The sequence below is a fragment of the Vibrio gallaecicus genome, from assembly GCF_024347495.1.
Lineage (GTDB): Bacteria > Pseudomonadota > Gammaproteobacteria > Enterobacterales > Vibrionaceae > Vibrio > Vibrio gallaecicus.
In genome coordinates, this window is record NZ_AP025490.1 from 639198 (window position 1) to 655402 (window position 16205).

Here is a 16205-nt window from a genome sequence, read left to right on the forward strand (position 1 = left end):
TGAGTACCCACACAGATTGATTAGGTTTAAAAAGTAAAAGAGACGATATTGGGTCTGTAGCTCAGCTGGTTAGAGCGCTCGCCTGATAAGCGGGAGGTCGGTGGTTCAAGTCCACTCAGACCCACCAATATCGATTGCAACACAGATGGGGCTATAGCTCAGCTGGGAGAGCGCCTGCCTTGCACGCAGGAGGTCTGCGGTTCGATCCCGCATAGCTCCACCATCTTTAAGCACATTTACTTAAGTGTTTTTAAAAATGGTTCAATTTATTGAATCAAGCTCTTTAACAATTTGGAAAGCTGACTGATTGATTACTTACGAGTAATTCAATCAAATTTAAAAGTTCTCAATGTTTATCTTTAACTAGATAAACACAACAAACACATTCAAGTGTCTTGTATTCGAATCAAACCTAGTTTGATTCACAATTGAGTCCGGCAAACAGTTATCAAGAATTAACCCTTCTTGATGACAACCAAAACCTTGGTTAGTTGCCATACACAAGACCCTTTCGGGTTGTATGGTTAAGTGACTAAGCGTACACGGTGGATGCCTTGGCAGTCAGAGGCGATGAAAGGCGTAATAACTTGCGATAAGCCCAGATTAGGTAGTAATAACCTTTTGAGTCTGGGATTCCTGAATGGGGAAACCCACTTACATAAGTAAGTATCCTGTTGTGAATACATAGCAACAGGAGGCAAACCGGGGGAACTGAAACATCTAAGTACCCCGAGGAAGAGAAATCAACCGAGATTCCGAAAGTAGCGGCGAGCGAAATTGGATTAGCCCTTAAGCTTTTAATGATGCAGGTGAAGACTCTGGAAAGTGTCGCAACAAAGGGTGATAGCCCCGTAACCGACGCATCATAATCAGTGAAATCGAGTAGGGCGGGACACGTGATATCCTGTCTGAATATGGGGGGACCATCCTCCAAGGCTAAATACTACTGACTGACCGATAGTGAACCAGTACCGTGAGGGAAAGGCGAAAAGAACCCCTGTGAGGGGAGTGAAATAGAACCTGAAACCGTGTACGTACAAGCAGTAGGAGCACCTTCGTGGTGTGACTGCGTACCTTTTGTATAATGGGTCAGCGACTTAATTTTAGTAGCAAGGTTAACCGTTTAGGGGAGCCGTAGGGAAACCGAGTCTTAACTGGGCGTACAGTTGCTAGGATTAGACCCGAAACCAGGTGATCTAGCCATGGGCAGGTTGAAGGTTGAGTAACATCAACTGGAGGACCGAACCGACTAATGTTGAAAAATTAGCGGATGACTTGTGGCTAGGGGTGAAAGGCCAATCAAACCTGGAGATAGCTGGTTCTCCCCGAAAGCTATTTAGGTAGCGCCTCGGACGAATACTACTGGGGGTAGAGCACTGTTAAGGCTAGGGGGTCATCCCGACTTACCAACCCTTTGCAAACTCCGAATACCAGTAAGTACTATCCGGGAGACACACGGCGGGTGCTAACGTCCGTCGTGGAGAGGGAAACAACCCAGACCGCCAGCTAAGGTCCCAAAGTATAGCTAAGTGGGAAACGATGTGGGAAGGCTCAGACAGCCAGGATGTTGGCTTAGAAGCAGCCATCATTTAAAGAAAGCGTAATAGCTCACTGGTCGAGTCGGCCTGCGCGGAAGATGTAACGGGGCTAAGCTATACACCGAAGCTGCGGCTACGTACCTTAGGGTATGTGGGGTAGGGGAGCGTTCTGTAAGCCGTTGAAGGTGGTCTGTAAGGGCTGCTGGAGGTATCAGAAGTGCGAATGCTGACATGAGTAACGATAAAGGGAGTGAAAAACTCCCTCGCCGGAAGACCAAGGGTTCCTGTCCAACGTTAATCGGGGCAGGGTAAGTCGACTCCTAAGGCGAGGCCGAAAGGCGTAGTCGATGGGAAACAGGTTAATATTCCTGTACTTCTTATAATTGCGATGGGGGGACGGAGAAGGCTAGGTGAGCCTGGCGACGGTTGTCCAGGTCCAAGTACGTAGGCGGAAAGTTTAGGTAAATCCGGACTTTCATTAACGCTGAGATACGATGTCGAGCTACTACGGTAGTGAAGTCATTGATGCCATACTTCCAGGAAAAGCCTCTAAGCTTCAGATTATAAGAAATCGTACCCCAAACCGACACAGGTGGTCGGGTAGAGAATACCAAGGCGCTTGAGAGAACTCGGGTGAAGGAACTAGGCAAAATGGTACCGTAACTTCGGGAGAAGGTACGCTCTTATCAGTGAAGTCCCTTGCGGATGGAGCAGACGAGAGTCGCAGATACCAGGTGGCTGCAACTGTTTATTAAAAACACAGCACTGTGCAAAATCGTAAGATGACGTATACGGTGTGACGCCTGCCCGGTGCCGGAAGGTTAATTGATGGGGTTAGACTTCGGTCGAAGCTCTTGATCGAAGCCCCGGTAAACGGCGGCCGTAACTATAACGGTCCTAAGGTAGCGAAATTCCTTGTCGGGTAAGTTCCGACCTGCACGAATGGCGTAATGATGGCCACGCTGTCTCCACCCGAGACTCAGTGAAATTGAAATCGCTGTGAAGATGCAGTGTACCCGCGGCTAGACGGAAAGACCCCGTGAACCTTTACTACAGCTTGGCACTGAACATTGACCCTACATGTGTAGGATAGGTGGGAGACTATGAAATTGCGTCGCTAGATGTGATGGAGTCGTCCTTGAAATACCACCCTTGTATGCTTGATGTTCTAACGTCGGTCCCTGAATCGGGATTACGGACAGTGCCTGGTGGGTAGTTTGACTGGGGCGGTCTCCTCCCAAAGAGTAACGGAGGAGCACGAAGGTGGGCTAAACACGGTTGGACATCGTGTGGTTAGTGCAATGGCATAAGCCCGCTTGACTGCGAGAATGACAATTCGAGCAGGTGCGAAAGCAGGTCATAGTGATCCGGTGGTTCTGAATGGAAGGGCCATCGCTCAACGGATAAAAGGTACTCCGGGGATAACAGGCTGATACCGCCCAAGAGTTCATATCGACGGCGGTGTTTGGCACCTCGATGTCGGCTCATCACATCCTGGGGCTGAAGTCGGTCCCAAGGGTATGGCTGTTCGCCATTTAAAGTGGTACGCGAGCTGGGTTTAGAACGTCGTGAGACAGTTCGGTCCCTATCTGCCGTGGGCGTTGGAAAATTGAAAGGGGCTGCTCCTAGTACGAGAGGACCGGAGTGGACGAACCTCTGGTGTTCGGGTTGTCATGCCAATGGCATTGCCCGGTAGCTAAGTTCGGAATCGATAAGCGCTGAAAGCATCTAAGCGCGAAGCGAGCCTTGAGATGAGTTTTCCCTGACGCTTTAAGCGTCCTTAAGGGTTGTCGTAGACTACGACGTTGATAGGCAGGGTGTGTAAGTGCTGCGAGGCATTGAGCTAACCTGTACTAATTGCCCGTGAGGCTTAACCATACAACACCCAAGGGGTTTTGTGGACTCATAGAAATACCAGACCTTGAATGAGTTTGAAGAGAACAAAAACAGCTTTCCAGATTATTTTGCCTTCAGTTTTTAAACTGAAAGTAAAAGCAAAATTTGCTTGGCGACCATAGCATTGTGGACCCACCTGATCCCATGCCGAACTCAGAAGTGAAACACAATAGCGCCGATGGTAGTGTGGGGCTTCCCCATGTGAGAGTAGGACATCGCCAGGCTTTAAATTATAATCTTTAGGTTGACCAACCTGAAGATATGGACGCTCACTTAGTGAGTTGACCACTGCGGAGTGGTAGTTCAGTTGGTTAGAATACCGGCCTGTCACGCCGGGGGTCGCGGGTTCGAGTCCCGTCCACTCCGCCACTTATTCAGAGTTTCAGCTCTTTAAAACTGAGATAGGGGTGTAGCTCCAATTGGCAGAGCAGCGGATTCCAAATCCGCGTGTTGGGAGTTCGAATCTCTCCACCCCTGCCATATTTAAAGCCTCAGCAGAAATGCTGAGGCTTTTTTGTATCTATCAATCTGTATTTGCTCTTCTCAATGTAACGAATATCATTTTATACAGATTCCCTTCCCAAAAAATTATCTTATCCATTTCGAAAAAGTTCAAGAACAATGGCAAGGTATGTTTCAGCTCATATCAAATAAGAATATGACACCAATTACCGCTCTTGCTCTCGTTATCGAGCAACAGTAGGAACCTCTCGTGGGATAAATAAAATCCCATCAGCAATTGATGTCGGAGTATAGACAGGTAGGCTACCACCTGCGAATCGAATCGTTTGAGGCTGATTGAATAAAGCTGTTGATGTTGATTGAGATTTAAAATCAATGAAAGTATCAGGAAAGCCTAAGCTGAATAGTGAATGGTTAACTGTCCTTGCTTCTGAATAATAAGGCACGGTATTAATTGCCCACTGCGAACTATCTGGGGTGTAAGCGGCTAAACGCCCTCGGTAAGTCAGTTGTATCACGTTATAAGTTGATTTATCAGGATACCGTTTATGGATGGCATCTGTTACTGAACCATGGATAGGTATGGCGTGAATGTTGTGAGCCCATATGGCTGTTTGCCCGCTATCTGGCAGGTTGAACCACTCCTCCCTTAACCAGCGAATGTTTTCAGCTGATTGATTATCAGTAAAAGCATCTTCTAATCCGTTTATTTGGAAGTAGCTATGAGCTGATAAGCTTTTCGCTACCTATAACCAAAATGATGCGTAGTTTCTAAATTCTCTACGTGATGTCGGATCGTAATCTGGAATCATTTCAAGTTCTTTCTGAGTCGTAAGAGTGGAGATTAATTCAGATAGAAGTGAAGTTAGCTGATGATGGTCAGTTACAGTGAAATCTCGGTCTGCATACCAAGGGCACATCATTATCGGAGATAATGATTTAATGGTGGCGAAGCTTTCTTGATATAAAGATTGGGAGACTAAATAATTTTCTAGCTCATCGAACATGACACTACATCCTGGATCGTTGTTGATTCTTGCATCGTATCCAATGAGTAGTAGGGGAGTAGTGTCTTTCGGTAATTGATCTACATAATTAAACAAATGTGCTAACTCTGCACTATAGCGGTGTCCGAACATATAATTGGCATCAGGTCCTGTAACCGCATCCAGCAAGTTTTGCTCATCAGTCAGATAGTTTTGCCATGCGGCTAACCCATCATATAGCCCCGCTTCGAATGCTATGAAATCAAGATTACCTTCTTCATGGAGGGCTTTTAACATCCGTGCTCTGTAGATATAGGCTTTAGAGCCCTGATGACTAGCTTCACCTAACCCAATAAAGTCATAACCAGCAGTCGCGCTGACAAATTGTCTAAGGTCTGAGTTACCATAGATGAAGCTTGTACTTTCGAGTGGTGAATGTTCGATTGTGATGTTTTCTGTATCACTGTTACATCCCATCAATAGGGTAAGCCCAATCAAACTTAATTTTTTCATTATTTAGTCCTTTAGATTGTTTAAAGGTATTCCACTCTATGCTTGGTGAGTTGTTTAGAAGGGATTTTATAATATGCGACTGATTTTTTAACTTATATTTGTGTTTTGCGGTAAGCATTGTATGAGAATTAATCTAAAATTCATTTTTAGACTATGATGAAGTGTTGAAATTAAGGAAGATTACTTGTGTTTCGTTTTATAACTGTATTTCTGGGCTGTTGGCTTATTAGCACTTTCTCTTTGGCAACTCCGTGGGAAAGTTTTACCACACCCTCTACACAACCCACTCAATCTATAGGCAGTTATGCTAATGGTTGCCTTGCTGGTGCTGACACTCTTCCTTTACAAGGTGAGGGGTACCAAGTTATACGCCCCCAAAGGCAACGCTACTACGCTCACCCTAATACCATCACCTTCATTCAAAGTTTAGCTAAGGAGTTGCAGGAAAAAGGAATGCCTAGAATATTGATCGCTGATATTGCTATGGCCAGGGGGGGCTTATTTTCTTTTGGGCATAGCAGTCACCAAACGGGCTTAGATATTGATGTTTGGCTCAGAGTTACAAAGCTACCTCTGTCAGAAAAAGAACTAGAGAATCCACGAGCGACGAGTGTAGTAGATATACCTAATTACAGAATAAATAGTCATTGGAAGCCGTATCATTTTGACTTAGTTAAGAGTGCCGCGATAAAGGAAGATGTGGCTAGAATATTTGTCCATCCAGTGATTAAAGAAGCGTTATGCGCAACTGAAACCCAAAATGACAGAGAGTGGCTGAGAAAAGTGAGACCATGGTTTGGACATCATTCTCATATGCATATTAGGCTTAAATGTTCTGAAGAAGATATACACTGTATTGAACAAGCACAACCGCCAGAAGGTGATGGTTGCGGTGAAGAACTTGCAAGTTGGAAACCAAAGAAAGGGCAACCTGCTGATAAACCAAATTACATTAAGAAGGCGAAAAAAAAGCCTGAACTTTGTCAGGCTCTTTTGAGAGAGTAAGGGAAGACTATGTCATTCCTTGTATGATAACGAACTTTTCTAGAAGCTCTTCATCAGTCTCAATATTATTAGGATCTGTGATGATACATTTGGTTATTGGGCACACAGATTGGCACGTCGGCTTATCATAGTGCCCTTTACATTCAGTACATAGCGCGGGGTCAATCTCATAGATTTCGTCACCCATAGTAATTGCACCATTAGGACATTCTGGGTCGCACATGTCGCAGTTAATACAGCTATCTTGAATCAGCAGTGCCATTATTACTTACCTGAAGCGTTACGCGTATCTTGACCTTTGCTCAAGTTACGCATTAGTAGACCGTATTCTAAATCTAGGTCTGCTGGCACAGGAATGAAGACAAAATGCCCATTGCCTTTAGCATCGTCAACCGCTTCAGACTTTCGGTTTTCCATTACTTCTAGCTTAAACACAATATTACCTTTTGGTGTCATCATTTCTAAGCTGTCACCAAGTAGAAATTTGTTTTTTACTTCAACTTCCGCTAATTCACCGCGGCGTTTCCCCGTAAATTCACCTACAAACTGTTGAGTATCAGATATCGAGTAACCGTACTCGTAATTTTGGTATGAATCATGAGTGTGGCGACGTAGGAAGCCTTCTGTGTAGCCACGGTGAGCTAGGCTTTCTAACGTACCCATTAGGCTTTCATCGAATGGTTTACCCGCAACTGCATCATCAATTGCTTTACGGTAAACCTGAGCTGTACGCGCACAGTAGTAGAAAGACTTAGTGCGACCTTCAATCTTCAGCGAATGTACACCCATTTTCGTTAGGCGTTCAACGTGCTGAATTGCGCGAAGATCTTTTGAGTTCATGATGTAAGTTCCATGCTCATCTTCAAACGCTGCCATTTTCTCTTCTGGTTTATGTGATTCAGAAAGTAAAACAACTTCATCAGTTGGCTTGCCAAGACCTAGTGTATTGTCTGGACGCTCGTTTTGCACTTCCACATCTTGGATCTCAACCCCAGTTGGATTTGCTTCAACGATCTGACCGTTTTCGTCTTCTTTCGCTGCTTCAGTCTTGTATTCCCAACGACAAGCGTTAGTGCAAGTACCTTGGTTCGGGTCTCGTTTATTCATGTAACCAGAAAGTAGGCAACGACCTGAATAAGCCATGCATAGTGCGCCGTGAACAAAGATCTCTAGTTCTGTTTCTGGGCAGTGTTCGCGGATTTCTTCGATTTCTTCTAGTGATAACTCACGAGATAGAATCACACGCTCAACGCCTTGAGTTGACCAAAACTTAACGGTCGCCCAGTTAACAGCGTTTGCTTGTACTGAAAGGTGGATCGGCATTTCTGGGAAAGCTTCACGAACCATCATGATAAGGCCTGGATCAGACATGATAAGTGCGTCTGGACCCATATCTACAACTGGTTTAAGGTCGCGAATGAATGTTTTTAATTTAGAGTTGTGCGGCTGAATGTTACATACAACATATAACTTTTTGCCTTGAGCATGAGCTTCATCGATACCGATTTGTAGGTTTTCGTGATTGAACTCGTTGTTACGAACACGAAGGCTGTAACGTGGCTGGCCAGCGTATACTGCATCTGCGCCGTAGGCGAATGCATAACGCATATTTTTCAGGCTTCCTGCCGGTGATAATAGTTCAGGTACAAATGGTTTTTGTGTCGTCATTGCTTCGTTCTCTAATCTGATCTCAAGTCAGGTTGATACCACCAAGTGATATCAAAGGGGCGCAAATTTTACGCTAAAATAAACTTGGTTGATAGCCCTAAAAATAACAATGATATTAAGAAGAGCACAGAGAGGTAAATATAAGAAGGGACGTAGAAGAAAATAAGCTCAGGTGCCGTCGACACCTAAGCTTAAAATATCAAATATTAAGCGTTAGGTTGCGTTAACCCGCCCAAAGATTCAAAGAGATTAGGAAGGAAAACACTGAATTCGCCACAAAGAAGTGAGAAGTCAGCATCAAAACGTGCAGCTTGATCTTCACGAGGAATGTCGTCGTTCTCATCTTTTAGTTCATCACTGAACTTGAGGCGTTTAATACTGCCGTCTTCAGCAAGAATAAATTCAATACGGTCCTGCCAGTTGATAAGAAGTTTAGTCACAACTTTGTTAGCTTCGATGTGGTTCTTAATCTCATCAGCTTCTAGTTCTTGCTTCTTAACTCGAACAATACCGCCATCTTCTTGGATTGATTTTAGTTCTGCTTCATCAAGCATAGTAATGCCTTGAGGAGTATTACCTGATTGAACCCACTCAGTTAGAGTCGTCTCAATTGCTTGCTCAGGGATAGCTGGAACAACAGGTAGGCTACCCATTGTTTTACGAAGAAGTGCCAAAACATCTTCTGCTTTTTTGTAGCTGCTAGCATCAACAACAATAAAACCTTCTTTCGGCATGATTAGCGCGTAAGTGAAGTTGCTGCGGCTGAATGCACGAGGAAGAAGATCAATGATGATGTCTTCTTTCAAACTGTCTTTTTCTTTCTTTTTAAGAGGCGTGCCAGATTCTGCTTCAAGTGTTTCTACCTTTGCATTAAGAGACTCTTTAATGACTGACGCTGGAAGCATTTTTTCTTCTTTCTTAGCACAAATAAGAATGCGGTTTTCTGATAGGTGCGTCATCATATCGCCATGTCTACCCATTGCGTGTACCCAACCAAACTTTTGTTTGTCTTGGCTACCACAAGGTGTAAAACGGAACTCTTCAAGTTGTTTCTCTAGCTTATCTGCATTGAAGTCGATATCACGATTGAAGCGATATACTAGGCAATTTTTAAACCACATAAATATTTCTCATACCTTTATCTGAAGACGCTCATCATAGGAGATTTCTCTTCATTTGTCTTATACCTGCAATAAAAATTAAAAGTGAAATGTTTGAGACAGTTATATGAAAATTTGTTTTCAAAGGTCACAAAAGTGTCATAATTAAACCAGATAATGCAATGCGTTGATTAAATACTAAGGCTACTCAATTATGTCGAGAAGGATTCTGGTTGTTGAAGACGAAGCACCAATTCGTGAAATGCTGTGTTTTGTACTTGAGCAAAAGGGCTATCAAGCTGTAGAAGCTGAGGATTACGATACCGCGGTAAATAAGCTATGTGAACCTTTCCCTGATCTAGTGTTGCTAGACTGGATGCTACCTGGTGGTAGCGGTATTAACTTTATCAAGCACATGAAACGTGAAGAGCTTACTCGTAACATTCCCGTTGTAATGCTGACTGCGCGTGGCGAAGAAGAAGATAAAGTGCGCGGTTTAGAGGTTGGCGCTGACGATTACATTACCAAACCATTTTCGCCAAAAGAGTTGGTGGCTCGCTTAAAAGCGGTTATTCGCCGTGTTACACCAACTGCATTGGAAGACGTGATTGACGTACAAGGTCTCAAATTAGACCCAGTATCACACCGTGTTACCGCAAGCGAAGGCCCTGTAGATATGGGACCAACCGAATTCAAAATGCTGCACTTCTTTATGACTCACCAAGAACGAGTTTATAGCCGTGAACAACTGCTGAATAATGTTTGGGGCACGAATGTTTACGTAGAAGATCGAACTGTGGATGTGCATATTCGACGTTTACGTAAAGCTCTAGAAGCCGCAGGTCATGATAAATTAATTCAAACAGTTCGCGGTGCTGGATATCGTTTTTCGACAAAAGCTTAGTACTTGTCTGATCCTACCCCATTTCGGAGTTATGAATGGTTGAAAGGTTAACCTGGAAAAAGCTAGCTTGGGAGCTGGCTTTTTTTTACGCCCCTTGGGTTTTTATTGGTTGGATATTCGGTTATATGCCTTGGCTATTACTGGCAGCTACCGCTTTACAACTTTCTTGGCATCTTCATAACCAAATGCGTTTGTCTGCTTGGTTATGGGATGAAAAGCGTTTAACACCGCCATCGGGTTCAGGTAACTGGGAGTCCTTATTTAACGGGCTTTACCGGCTTCAGCAAAGACAGCGTAGAAAACGTAAAGAGCTAACCAACCTTATTCGCCGCTTTAGAAATGGTGCTGAATCTTTGCCCGATGCGGTAGTGGTATTTCGAGGTGAAGGTAACATTGTTTGGTGTAACAAACTGGCTCAATATTTATTAGGCTTTCGTTGGCCTGATGACTCTGGTCAGCCGATCTCAAACTTGATCCGCACTCCCGACTTTATCAAATACATAAATAAGCAAGACTTCTCCGAACCTCTAGAAATGCCTTCTCCATTGAATGTTGAGCGTATGCTGGAATTACGTATCGTGCCTTACACTGAAGGTGAGCACCTGATGGTCGTACGTGATGTCACTCAATTAAAGCAATTAGAAGGGATGCGCCGTAATTTCTTTGCCAATGTTTCTCATGAACTTCGTACACCAATGACGGTTCTTCAAGGTTATCTTGAAATGACTGAAGATCCGGACATGGTTGTTGGTCCTATGTGGCCAAAAGCTCACGGTGTGATGACTGAACAGCTGAACAGAATGAATAGCTTAGTTAATCAACTACTGACCTTATCTAAAATTGAAGCAGCGCCCATGCATGAGTTGGATGAAGTTGTGAATGTGCCAGCAATGTTGGAAGTTTTGGAAAAAGAAGCGGCAAGTTTAAGTGGTGAATTAGAGCATCAGTTGAATTTTGATATTGATAAAAGTTTACGTGTTTTAGCTGATGAAGATCAGCTTCGCAGTGCAATTTCAAACCTAGTTTATAATGCTGTTAAATATACACCTGCAGGTGCACAGGTTAATGTTCGCTGGTATCAAACTAGCCAAGGCGCTTGCTTGGAAGTGTCAGATACCGGAGATGGTATCGAACCTCAGCACCTTCACCGATTAACAGAACGTTTTTATCGAGTAGATAAAGCTCGCTCTCGCGATACTGGCGGTAGTGGTTTGGGTTTAGCGATTGTAAAGCATGCTCTTACTCACCATGATTCTCATTTAGAAATTCAAAGTGATCTTGGTGTTGGCAGCCGATTCTCATTCACTTTACCAAGCCGGTTAACAGTATGAAAATAAGATTAAGCTATGTCTGGGCACTGTCTTTATCTTTGCTCTCTTCGTTCGTGTTAGCGGATAATGCTGATGAAACCGGACAGCTTGTTACTTATAAAAAAGTACCTGGAATTTCGGGCAATCTACTCTCTGTTGGGTCAGATACATTAGCTGGGATGACAACGTTGTGGATCGAAGAGTTTAAATCTTACTACCCAAATGTGAATGCTCAAATTCAAGCTTCTGGTTCAGCGACTGCTCCACCTGCATTAACGGAGAAAACAGCTCAATTAGGTCCCATGAGCCGTCCCATGCGTTTAAGTGAAATTGAAAATTTTGAAAGAGAGCATGGCTATAAACCGACAGCGTTAAAAGTCGCTATTGATGCTATAGGTCTATTTGTTCATAGAGATAACCCTATCGATGGGCTTAATTTTAGGCAGATAGATGCTATTTTTTCAGAAACATTACGCTGTGGTTCTACTCGTTCGATAACAAACTGGGAAGAGTTAGGGGTAGAACAAAACTGGGCTAAAAGACGGTTCCAACTATTTGGAAGAAACTCGGTTTCTGGGACATATGGTTACTTTAAGAAAAACGCTTTATGTGGCGGTGACTTTAAAAATCGAGTGAATGAACAACCAGGCTCTGCATCTGTCGTTCAGTCTGTCGCTTCCTCTATTAATGGTATTGGTTATTCTGGTATTGGTTACCGTGTTGCTGGCGTTAAGCTAATTCCTATTGCCCAATATGGTGATAAGTACGTTAATGCAACTCGGGATAGTATTTTGAATGGTGAGTACCCACTCTCACGCTTTTTATTTGTTTACGTGAATAAGCACCCAGAAAAACCTTTATCACCAGTAGAAAGAGAGTTTTTGAGGTTTATATACTCGAAGCAAGGGCAGGAACTCGTTGAGAAAGATGGCTATCTAGCGATTCCGCCTGAATTTGCAAAGCAGGAGTTAATGAAAGTAGGGCTATAATTAGCCCTAAATTTAAGTTTTATTTTTCAATTTCACAAACGATCAGTCTATGCCTTCAAAGCTAAGCTGCCAGTCAATATTACTCCAGAGCTCTTGTTCGCTAGATAGGTCGGCAGCTAAAAGCTTATTATCTTCAAGCCAGTTATTATCATCGCAGCTCAGTTGCCAGTGATCTTTATCTATAATGTTAAGTCGGATGTTGAGCATCGGTGCATCATTTCTTTGACCATTGAGCAATATCGATAAACGCAAAATACGAATCAGGCTGATGACACTTTTCGTCTTAAATAGGCTAAGCTCTGGCATATCTTGTAACTTCAAAGCTTTGCGCTGAAAGCGAACCAAAGTTGCCATAAATAATTGTTGTTCACTATTAAAGCCTGGCATGTTGGTATGCTGGAGTATGTAGGCTGAATGGCGATGGAAGCCTTGGAAACTAATACTAAGCCCTACTTCGTGTAATAGTGCACTCCAATCAAGCAATTCAAACAGTTGGCTTTCGCTTTTTATGCACAATGACTCTCTTGTTTGAGTTAGGAATACGCTTGCCCGATTTTTCACTCGAGTGGCATGCTCTAAATCCACTAAATGTTTTACTGCTAAGTTTTCCGTGGTGCGCATACGAATATCTGAACGTTGAAAACTGTCTTCCATTTCATAAAGGAGACCTTCTCTTAACGCGCCATCAGAGAAATGCATTTCTTTGATTTTCAGATCTTTAAATATAGCGGTTAATATTGCTACCCCGCCAGCAAATACAGGCTGTCGCTCGACAGTGAGCCCTTTTAGCTCAATCTGTTCAATATTCTTTTGTTCACAAAGCACGTCAATCAGGTGCCTCAGTCTTTTCTCAGTAATGATTGCATCATCATAACCAAGCTTACTAAGCACTTCTTTAATTGCTTTAATTGTGCCTGAAGACCCTAGAGCTGTCTCCCAGCCTTTCTTTCTATATTGAGCAGCAAGGGGCTCAAGCCTTTGCTGAGCGGCGATGATGGCTTTTGAAAAATTCTTAGGGGTGAGTTTGCCATTAGAGAAAAAGGTTTGAGTAAAACTCACGCATCCCATTTGTTTGCTGTTAACGAGCTTCGCTTCAAAACCTTTACCGATAATCAGCTCAGTGCTGCCTCCACCAATATCGATAACAAGCTTTGATTCGGATTCAGGTTGTGTATGCGCGACACCTAAATAAATTAATCGAGCTTCTTCTTCTCCGGGGATGACTTCAATAGGGAAGGGGAGTACTTCTCTCGCACGTTGAATAAATATATGGGCATTATTGGCCTGGCGAAGGGTATGAGTTGCCGCAATTCGAACGTTTTCAAGTTCAAAGCCTTGAAGGCGTTCTGCAAACATTGATAAACACTCTAACCCTCTGGCTATTGCTGTATTACTTAGGTTCGACTGTTCGTCTAATCCAGCGCCAAGGCGAACTCGCTGCTTGTGCCGACTAACAAGTTGTAATTCTTGCCCTACCACTTTGGCTACGACCATATGAAAGCTATTAGAACCTAAATCAATGGCTGCAATATTTTTGGGAGAAGCAAGCGCATCCGTAGAGGCGGTATCTGGAGACTTCTCGTGTAGGGTTGCTTGTATCTTATTAGCTTTGCTCATCTTCAGACTGTTGTTCCCTGGCTTTTCTAGATTTCTTTTCAACTGACTTGAGGTAATCATAGATAGCGATTTGTGAGCGTAGTTTTTTTCTATTTCCACGCGGAACATAGCTATTGCTCATCTCTTTATCGATCCACCTAGCCTTAACTGTATCGGTAAAATGAATATTTACAATATCGATGATGCGTTGTTTCAAACGTCCATCACGTATTGGTGTTGTCACTTCAATACGGTGGTCGATATTCCGAGTCATCCAATCGGCAGAAGATATATAGACTTGTGGATCACCATCATTGTGGGTAATTAGAACTCGCGGGTGTTCTAGAAAACGGTCAATAATGCTGATTATTTTTATGTTTTCGCTTACCCCTTCAACTCCAGGAACGAGTGAGCACATACCGCGGATGATCATTCTAATATTTACGCCAGCGTTACTCGCACTATATAGCTTATTGATTAACCCTTTATCGACAAGATTGTTTACCTTTAATGTTATTTGAGCTTTCTTGCCAGCTTCTGCATTTGCTATTTCACCATCAATCAGTTGATAGAGTTTTTTTCGAGAGTTACGAGGGGAAACAATTAAGTGGTCGAATTTAACAGGGCGGTAAGGGTTTTCAATGTAGCCAAAAACATTTCGCACTTCATTTGTGAGGTCTTGATCTGCAGTGAGTAATGAAAAATCAGTATAGATACGAGCGGTTTTTTCGTGAAAGTTGCCCGTACCAATGTGAGCATATCGTGTGATTTCTTGATTTTCACGGCGGCTAATCAAAAGTAGCTTAGAGTGTATTTTTAGCCCTGGTGCTCCGAAAATAACTTGAACCCCCGCATCAGTTAAAATCCGTGACCATTCAATATTGGCTTCTTCATCAAAGCGCGCTTGCAGCTCTACAACAACGGTTACATTTTTGCCATTGTGGACAGCATCAATAAGCGAATTCATTAACTTTGAATTTTTAGCCACGCGGTAGATATTGATCTTAATGCTGATCACTTTTGGATCAAAGGAGGCCTGACGAACTAATTCAGTGATGTGATCAAAAGTATGATAAGGATAATAAAGTAAAATATCTTGTTCTCGTATTGCATCGAAATTATTGTCAAAGTTATCGAAATCAGCGCAAGTCATCGGTGGTAACGGTTTATTTTCTAAGTACTCACGCCCAACATTGGGAAATCCAATAAAATCTTTGAAGTTATGGTATCGACCGCCTGGAATTAAACTGTCGTAGTTTGAGATACCAAGTTTTTCGCACAAGAAACTAAGCATGTTTTTAGGCATGGTTTCTTCATAAACGAAACGAACTGGCATCGCACTTAAGCGTTGGGCGACGCCTTCTGACATTTGTTCTAAAAGACTGTGCTCAACTTCAAACCCTAGGTCATATTCTGCATCCCGAGTCATTTTCATGGCGTAGCAATTTAGCTCGTCATAATCGAAAAAACCTTTAAAAAGATCCTCGATACAGTAACGAATAATATTATCTAGCAGGATGATGGTTTTACGTCGTTTCCCCTTTTGTTCAGGGACCATGACAAACCTTGGTAGATGATCGGTAGGAATTTCAATGAGAGCGTATTTAGATTGTTCTTCTTTTTGGAGTTCTACGGTGAGGTAAGCGTATTCATCGGTTAAAAATTGGAGTAAATCGATTTCATCAGTCATCAATAAAGGAGTGATGTGCGGCTGAACTTCTTTTTTGAAATACTTACGAATCCATTTCTTTTGGAAGTCGTTAAGTTGGGTTTCGTTGACTAGGAATATGTGGCGCCTTGCCATTTCAAGGATTAGCTCATTGTAGAGGTCATCAAACCGTTGGTTGAGCCGAAGTACTTTGGTTTGCATCTTGGTAAGCAGGTGCTTTGAATTATCGTTAATACCGTGTTCTTGGTTTATTAATATTCTACGTTTAACATTGGCAAATCTGACTTTGTAAAACTCGTCTAGGTTGTTGGAAAAAATCCCTAAAAATCTTATACGCTCAATCAGTGGAACGGTTTTATCAGCTGATTCTTGCAAGACTCTTTCATTAAAGGATAACCAGCTCAGTTCTTTTTCGATGTAGAGTTTTTCAGCGTTCATAAATCATCCTGATTGTCCTGACGAGAGTTGGGGTATCAAATTATAAAAATAAGCAGAATATGTGATTTTTATTACGGTATTATTTCATTCTACAATTTGCATAAAACTTATCACTATTTTCAGTTATTTAA

12 protein-coding genes, 4 tRNA genes and 2 rRNA genes are annotated in these 16205 nt (G+C 42.8%); 10 read left to right on the forward strand and 8 right to left on the reverse strand.

Annotated features, from left to right (window positions below; genetic code table 11):
• Window positions 1-50: 50 nt before the first annotated feature.
• Together OCU78_RS02805 and OCU78_RS02810 are read left to right on the forward strand one after the other, a co-directional pair.
• Window positions 51-127, forward strand: a tRNA-Ile gene (locus tag OCU78_RS02805).
• A gap of 20 nt (window positions 128-147) precedes the next feature.
• Window positions 148-223 (forward strand) — tRNA-Ala (locus tag OCU78_RS02810).
• 140 nt (window positions 224-363) lie between these two features.
• Here the strand turns inward: OCU78_RS02810 and OCU78_RS02815 are convergent.
• The gene (locus OCU78_RS02815; protein ID WP_261856019.1) at window positions 364-498 is read right to left on the reverse strand and encodes a hypothetical protein; all 135 of its coding nucleotides are present in this window, start codon (window positions 496-498) and stop codon (window positions 364-366) included.
• A 24-nt stretch (window positions 499-522) separates the two neighbouring features.
• Between OCU78_RS02815 and OCU78_RS02820 the strand changes: the two genes are divergently transcribed.
• The 4 genes from OCU78_RS02820 (at window position 523) to OCU78_RS02835 (ending at window position 3914) form a co-directional block, all read left to right on the forward strand.
• Window positions 523-3416: ribosomal RNA gene (locus tag OCU78_RS02820) — 23S ribosomal RNA — on the forward strand.
• Window positions 3417-3542: 126 nt separating this feature from the next.
• Window positions 3543-3658, forward strand: a 5S ribosomal RNA gene (rrf, locus tag OCU78_RS02825).
• Between the two features lie 68 nt (window positions 3659-3726).
• A tRNA-Asp gene (locus OCU78_RS02830) sits at window positions 3727-3803 on the forward strand.
• A gap of 34 nt (window positions 3804-3837) precedes the next feature.
• Window positions 3838-3914, forward strand: a tRNA-Trp gene (locus tag OCU78_RS02835).
• Window positions 3915-4120: 206 nt separating this feature from the next.
• On the opposite strand, the gene OCU78_RS02840 is transcribed toward OCU78_RS02835, so the two are convergent.
• Together OCU78_RS02840 and OCU78_RS02845 are read right to left on the reverse strand one after the other, a co-directional pair.
• A complete protein-coding gene (locus OCU78_RS02840) occupies window positions 4121-4606 on the reverse strand; it encodes an erythromycin esterase family protein (protein WP_261856028.1) in 486 nt (161 codons plus the stop codon).
• Between the two features lie 36 nt (window positions 4607-4642).
• Entirely contained in the window at window positions 4643-5395 is a 753-nt protein-coding gene (locus OCU78_RS02845; RefSeq protein ID WP_240701778.1) for a TraB/GumN family protein, read from the reverse strand.
• Window positions 5396-5581: 186 nt separating this feature from the next.
• Between OCU78_RS02845 and mepA the strand changes: the two genes are divergently transcribed.
• On the forward strand, window positions 5582-6400 hold the full coding sequence (mepA, locus tag OCU78_RS02850; protein WP_137374999.1) for a penicillin-insensitive murein endopeptidase: 819 nt from the start codon (window positions 5582-5584) through the stop codon (window positions 6398-6400).
• A 7-nt stretch (window positions 6401-6407) separates the two neighbouring features.
• Here mepA and OCU78_RS02855 read toward each other — a convergent pair whose 3' ends face one another.
• The 3 genes from OCU78_RS02855 to rdgC all read right to left on the reverse strand — a co-directional run bounded on the left by OCU78_RS02855 (window position 6408) and on the right by rdgC (window position 9189).
• A complete protein-coding gene (locus tag OCU78_RS02855; RefSeq protein WP_137374998.1) occupies window positions 6408-6662 on the reverse strand; it encodes a YfhL family 4Fe-4S dicluster ferredoxin in 255 nt (84 codons plus the stop codon).
• A 2-nt stretch (window positions 6663-6664) separates the two neighbouring features.
• On the reverse strand, window positions 6665-8068 hold the full coding sequence (gene trhP / locus OCU78_RS02860) for a prephenate-dependent tRNA uridine(34) hydroxylase TrhP (protein WP_137374997.1): 1404 nt from the start codon (window positions 8066-8068) through the stop codon (window positions 6665-6667).
• Between the two features lie 206 nt (window positions 8069-8274).
• Window positions 8275-9189 carry a recombination-associated protein RdgC gene (gene rdgC, locus OCU78_RS02865; RefSeq protein WP_137374996.1) on the reverse strand — a complete coding sequence of 305 codons (915 nt, stop codon included), beginning with the start codon at window positions 9187-9189 and terminating at the stop codon, window positions 8275-8277.
• 193 nt (window positions 9190-9382) lie between these two features.
• On the opposite strand from rdgC, the gene phoB reads away from it, so the two are divergent.
• The 3 genes from phoB to OCU78_RS02880 are packed head-to-tail and all read left to right on the forward strand — an operon-like array spanning window position 9383 to window position 12371.
• Window positions 9383-10072 carry a phosphate regulon transcriptional regulator PhoB gene (phoB, locus tag OCU78_RS02870; protein WP_137374995.1) on the forward strand — a complete coding sequence of 230 codons (690 nt, stop codon included), beginning with the start codon at window positions 9383-9385 and terminating at the stop codon, window positions 10070-10072.
• Between the two features lie 35 nt (window positions 10073-10107).
• The gene (phoR, locus tag OCU78_RS02875) at window positions 10108-11403 is read left to right on the forward strand and encodes a phosphate regulon sensor histidine kinase PhoR (RefSeq protein ID WP_137374994.1); all 1296 of its coding nucleotides are present in this window, start codon (window positions 10108-10110) and stop codon (window positions 11401-11403) included.
• Window positions 11400-12371, forward strand: a complete 972-nt coding sequence (locus tag OCU78_RS02880) for a PstS family phosphate ABC transporter substrate-binding protein (RefSeq protein WP_137374993.1) — start codon at window positions 11400-11402, stop codon at window positions 12369-12371. The genes phoR and OCU78_RS02880 overlap by 4 nt, the downstream gene beginning before the upstream one ends.
• A 42-nt stretch (window positions 12372-12413) precedes the next feature.
• Here OCU78_RS02880 and ppx read toward each other — a convergent pair whose 3' ends face one another.
• Window positions 12414-13988, reverse strand: coding sequence for an exopolyphosphatase (ppx, locus tag OCU78_RS02885; RefSeq protein WP_137374992.1), 1575 nt, complete (start codon window positions 13986-13988; stop codon window positions 12414-12416).
• Window positions 13975-16074, reverse strand: coding sequence for a polyphosphate kinase 1 (gene ppk1 / locus OCU78_RS02890; RefSeq protein WP_137374991.1), 2100 nt, complete (start codon window positions 16072-16074; stop codon window positions 13975-13977). Before ppk1 ends, ppx begins: the two co-directional genes overlap by 14 nt.
• Between the last annotated feature and the right edge of the window lie 131 nt (window positions 16075-16205).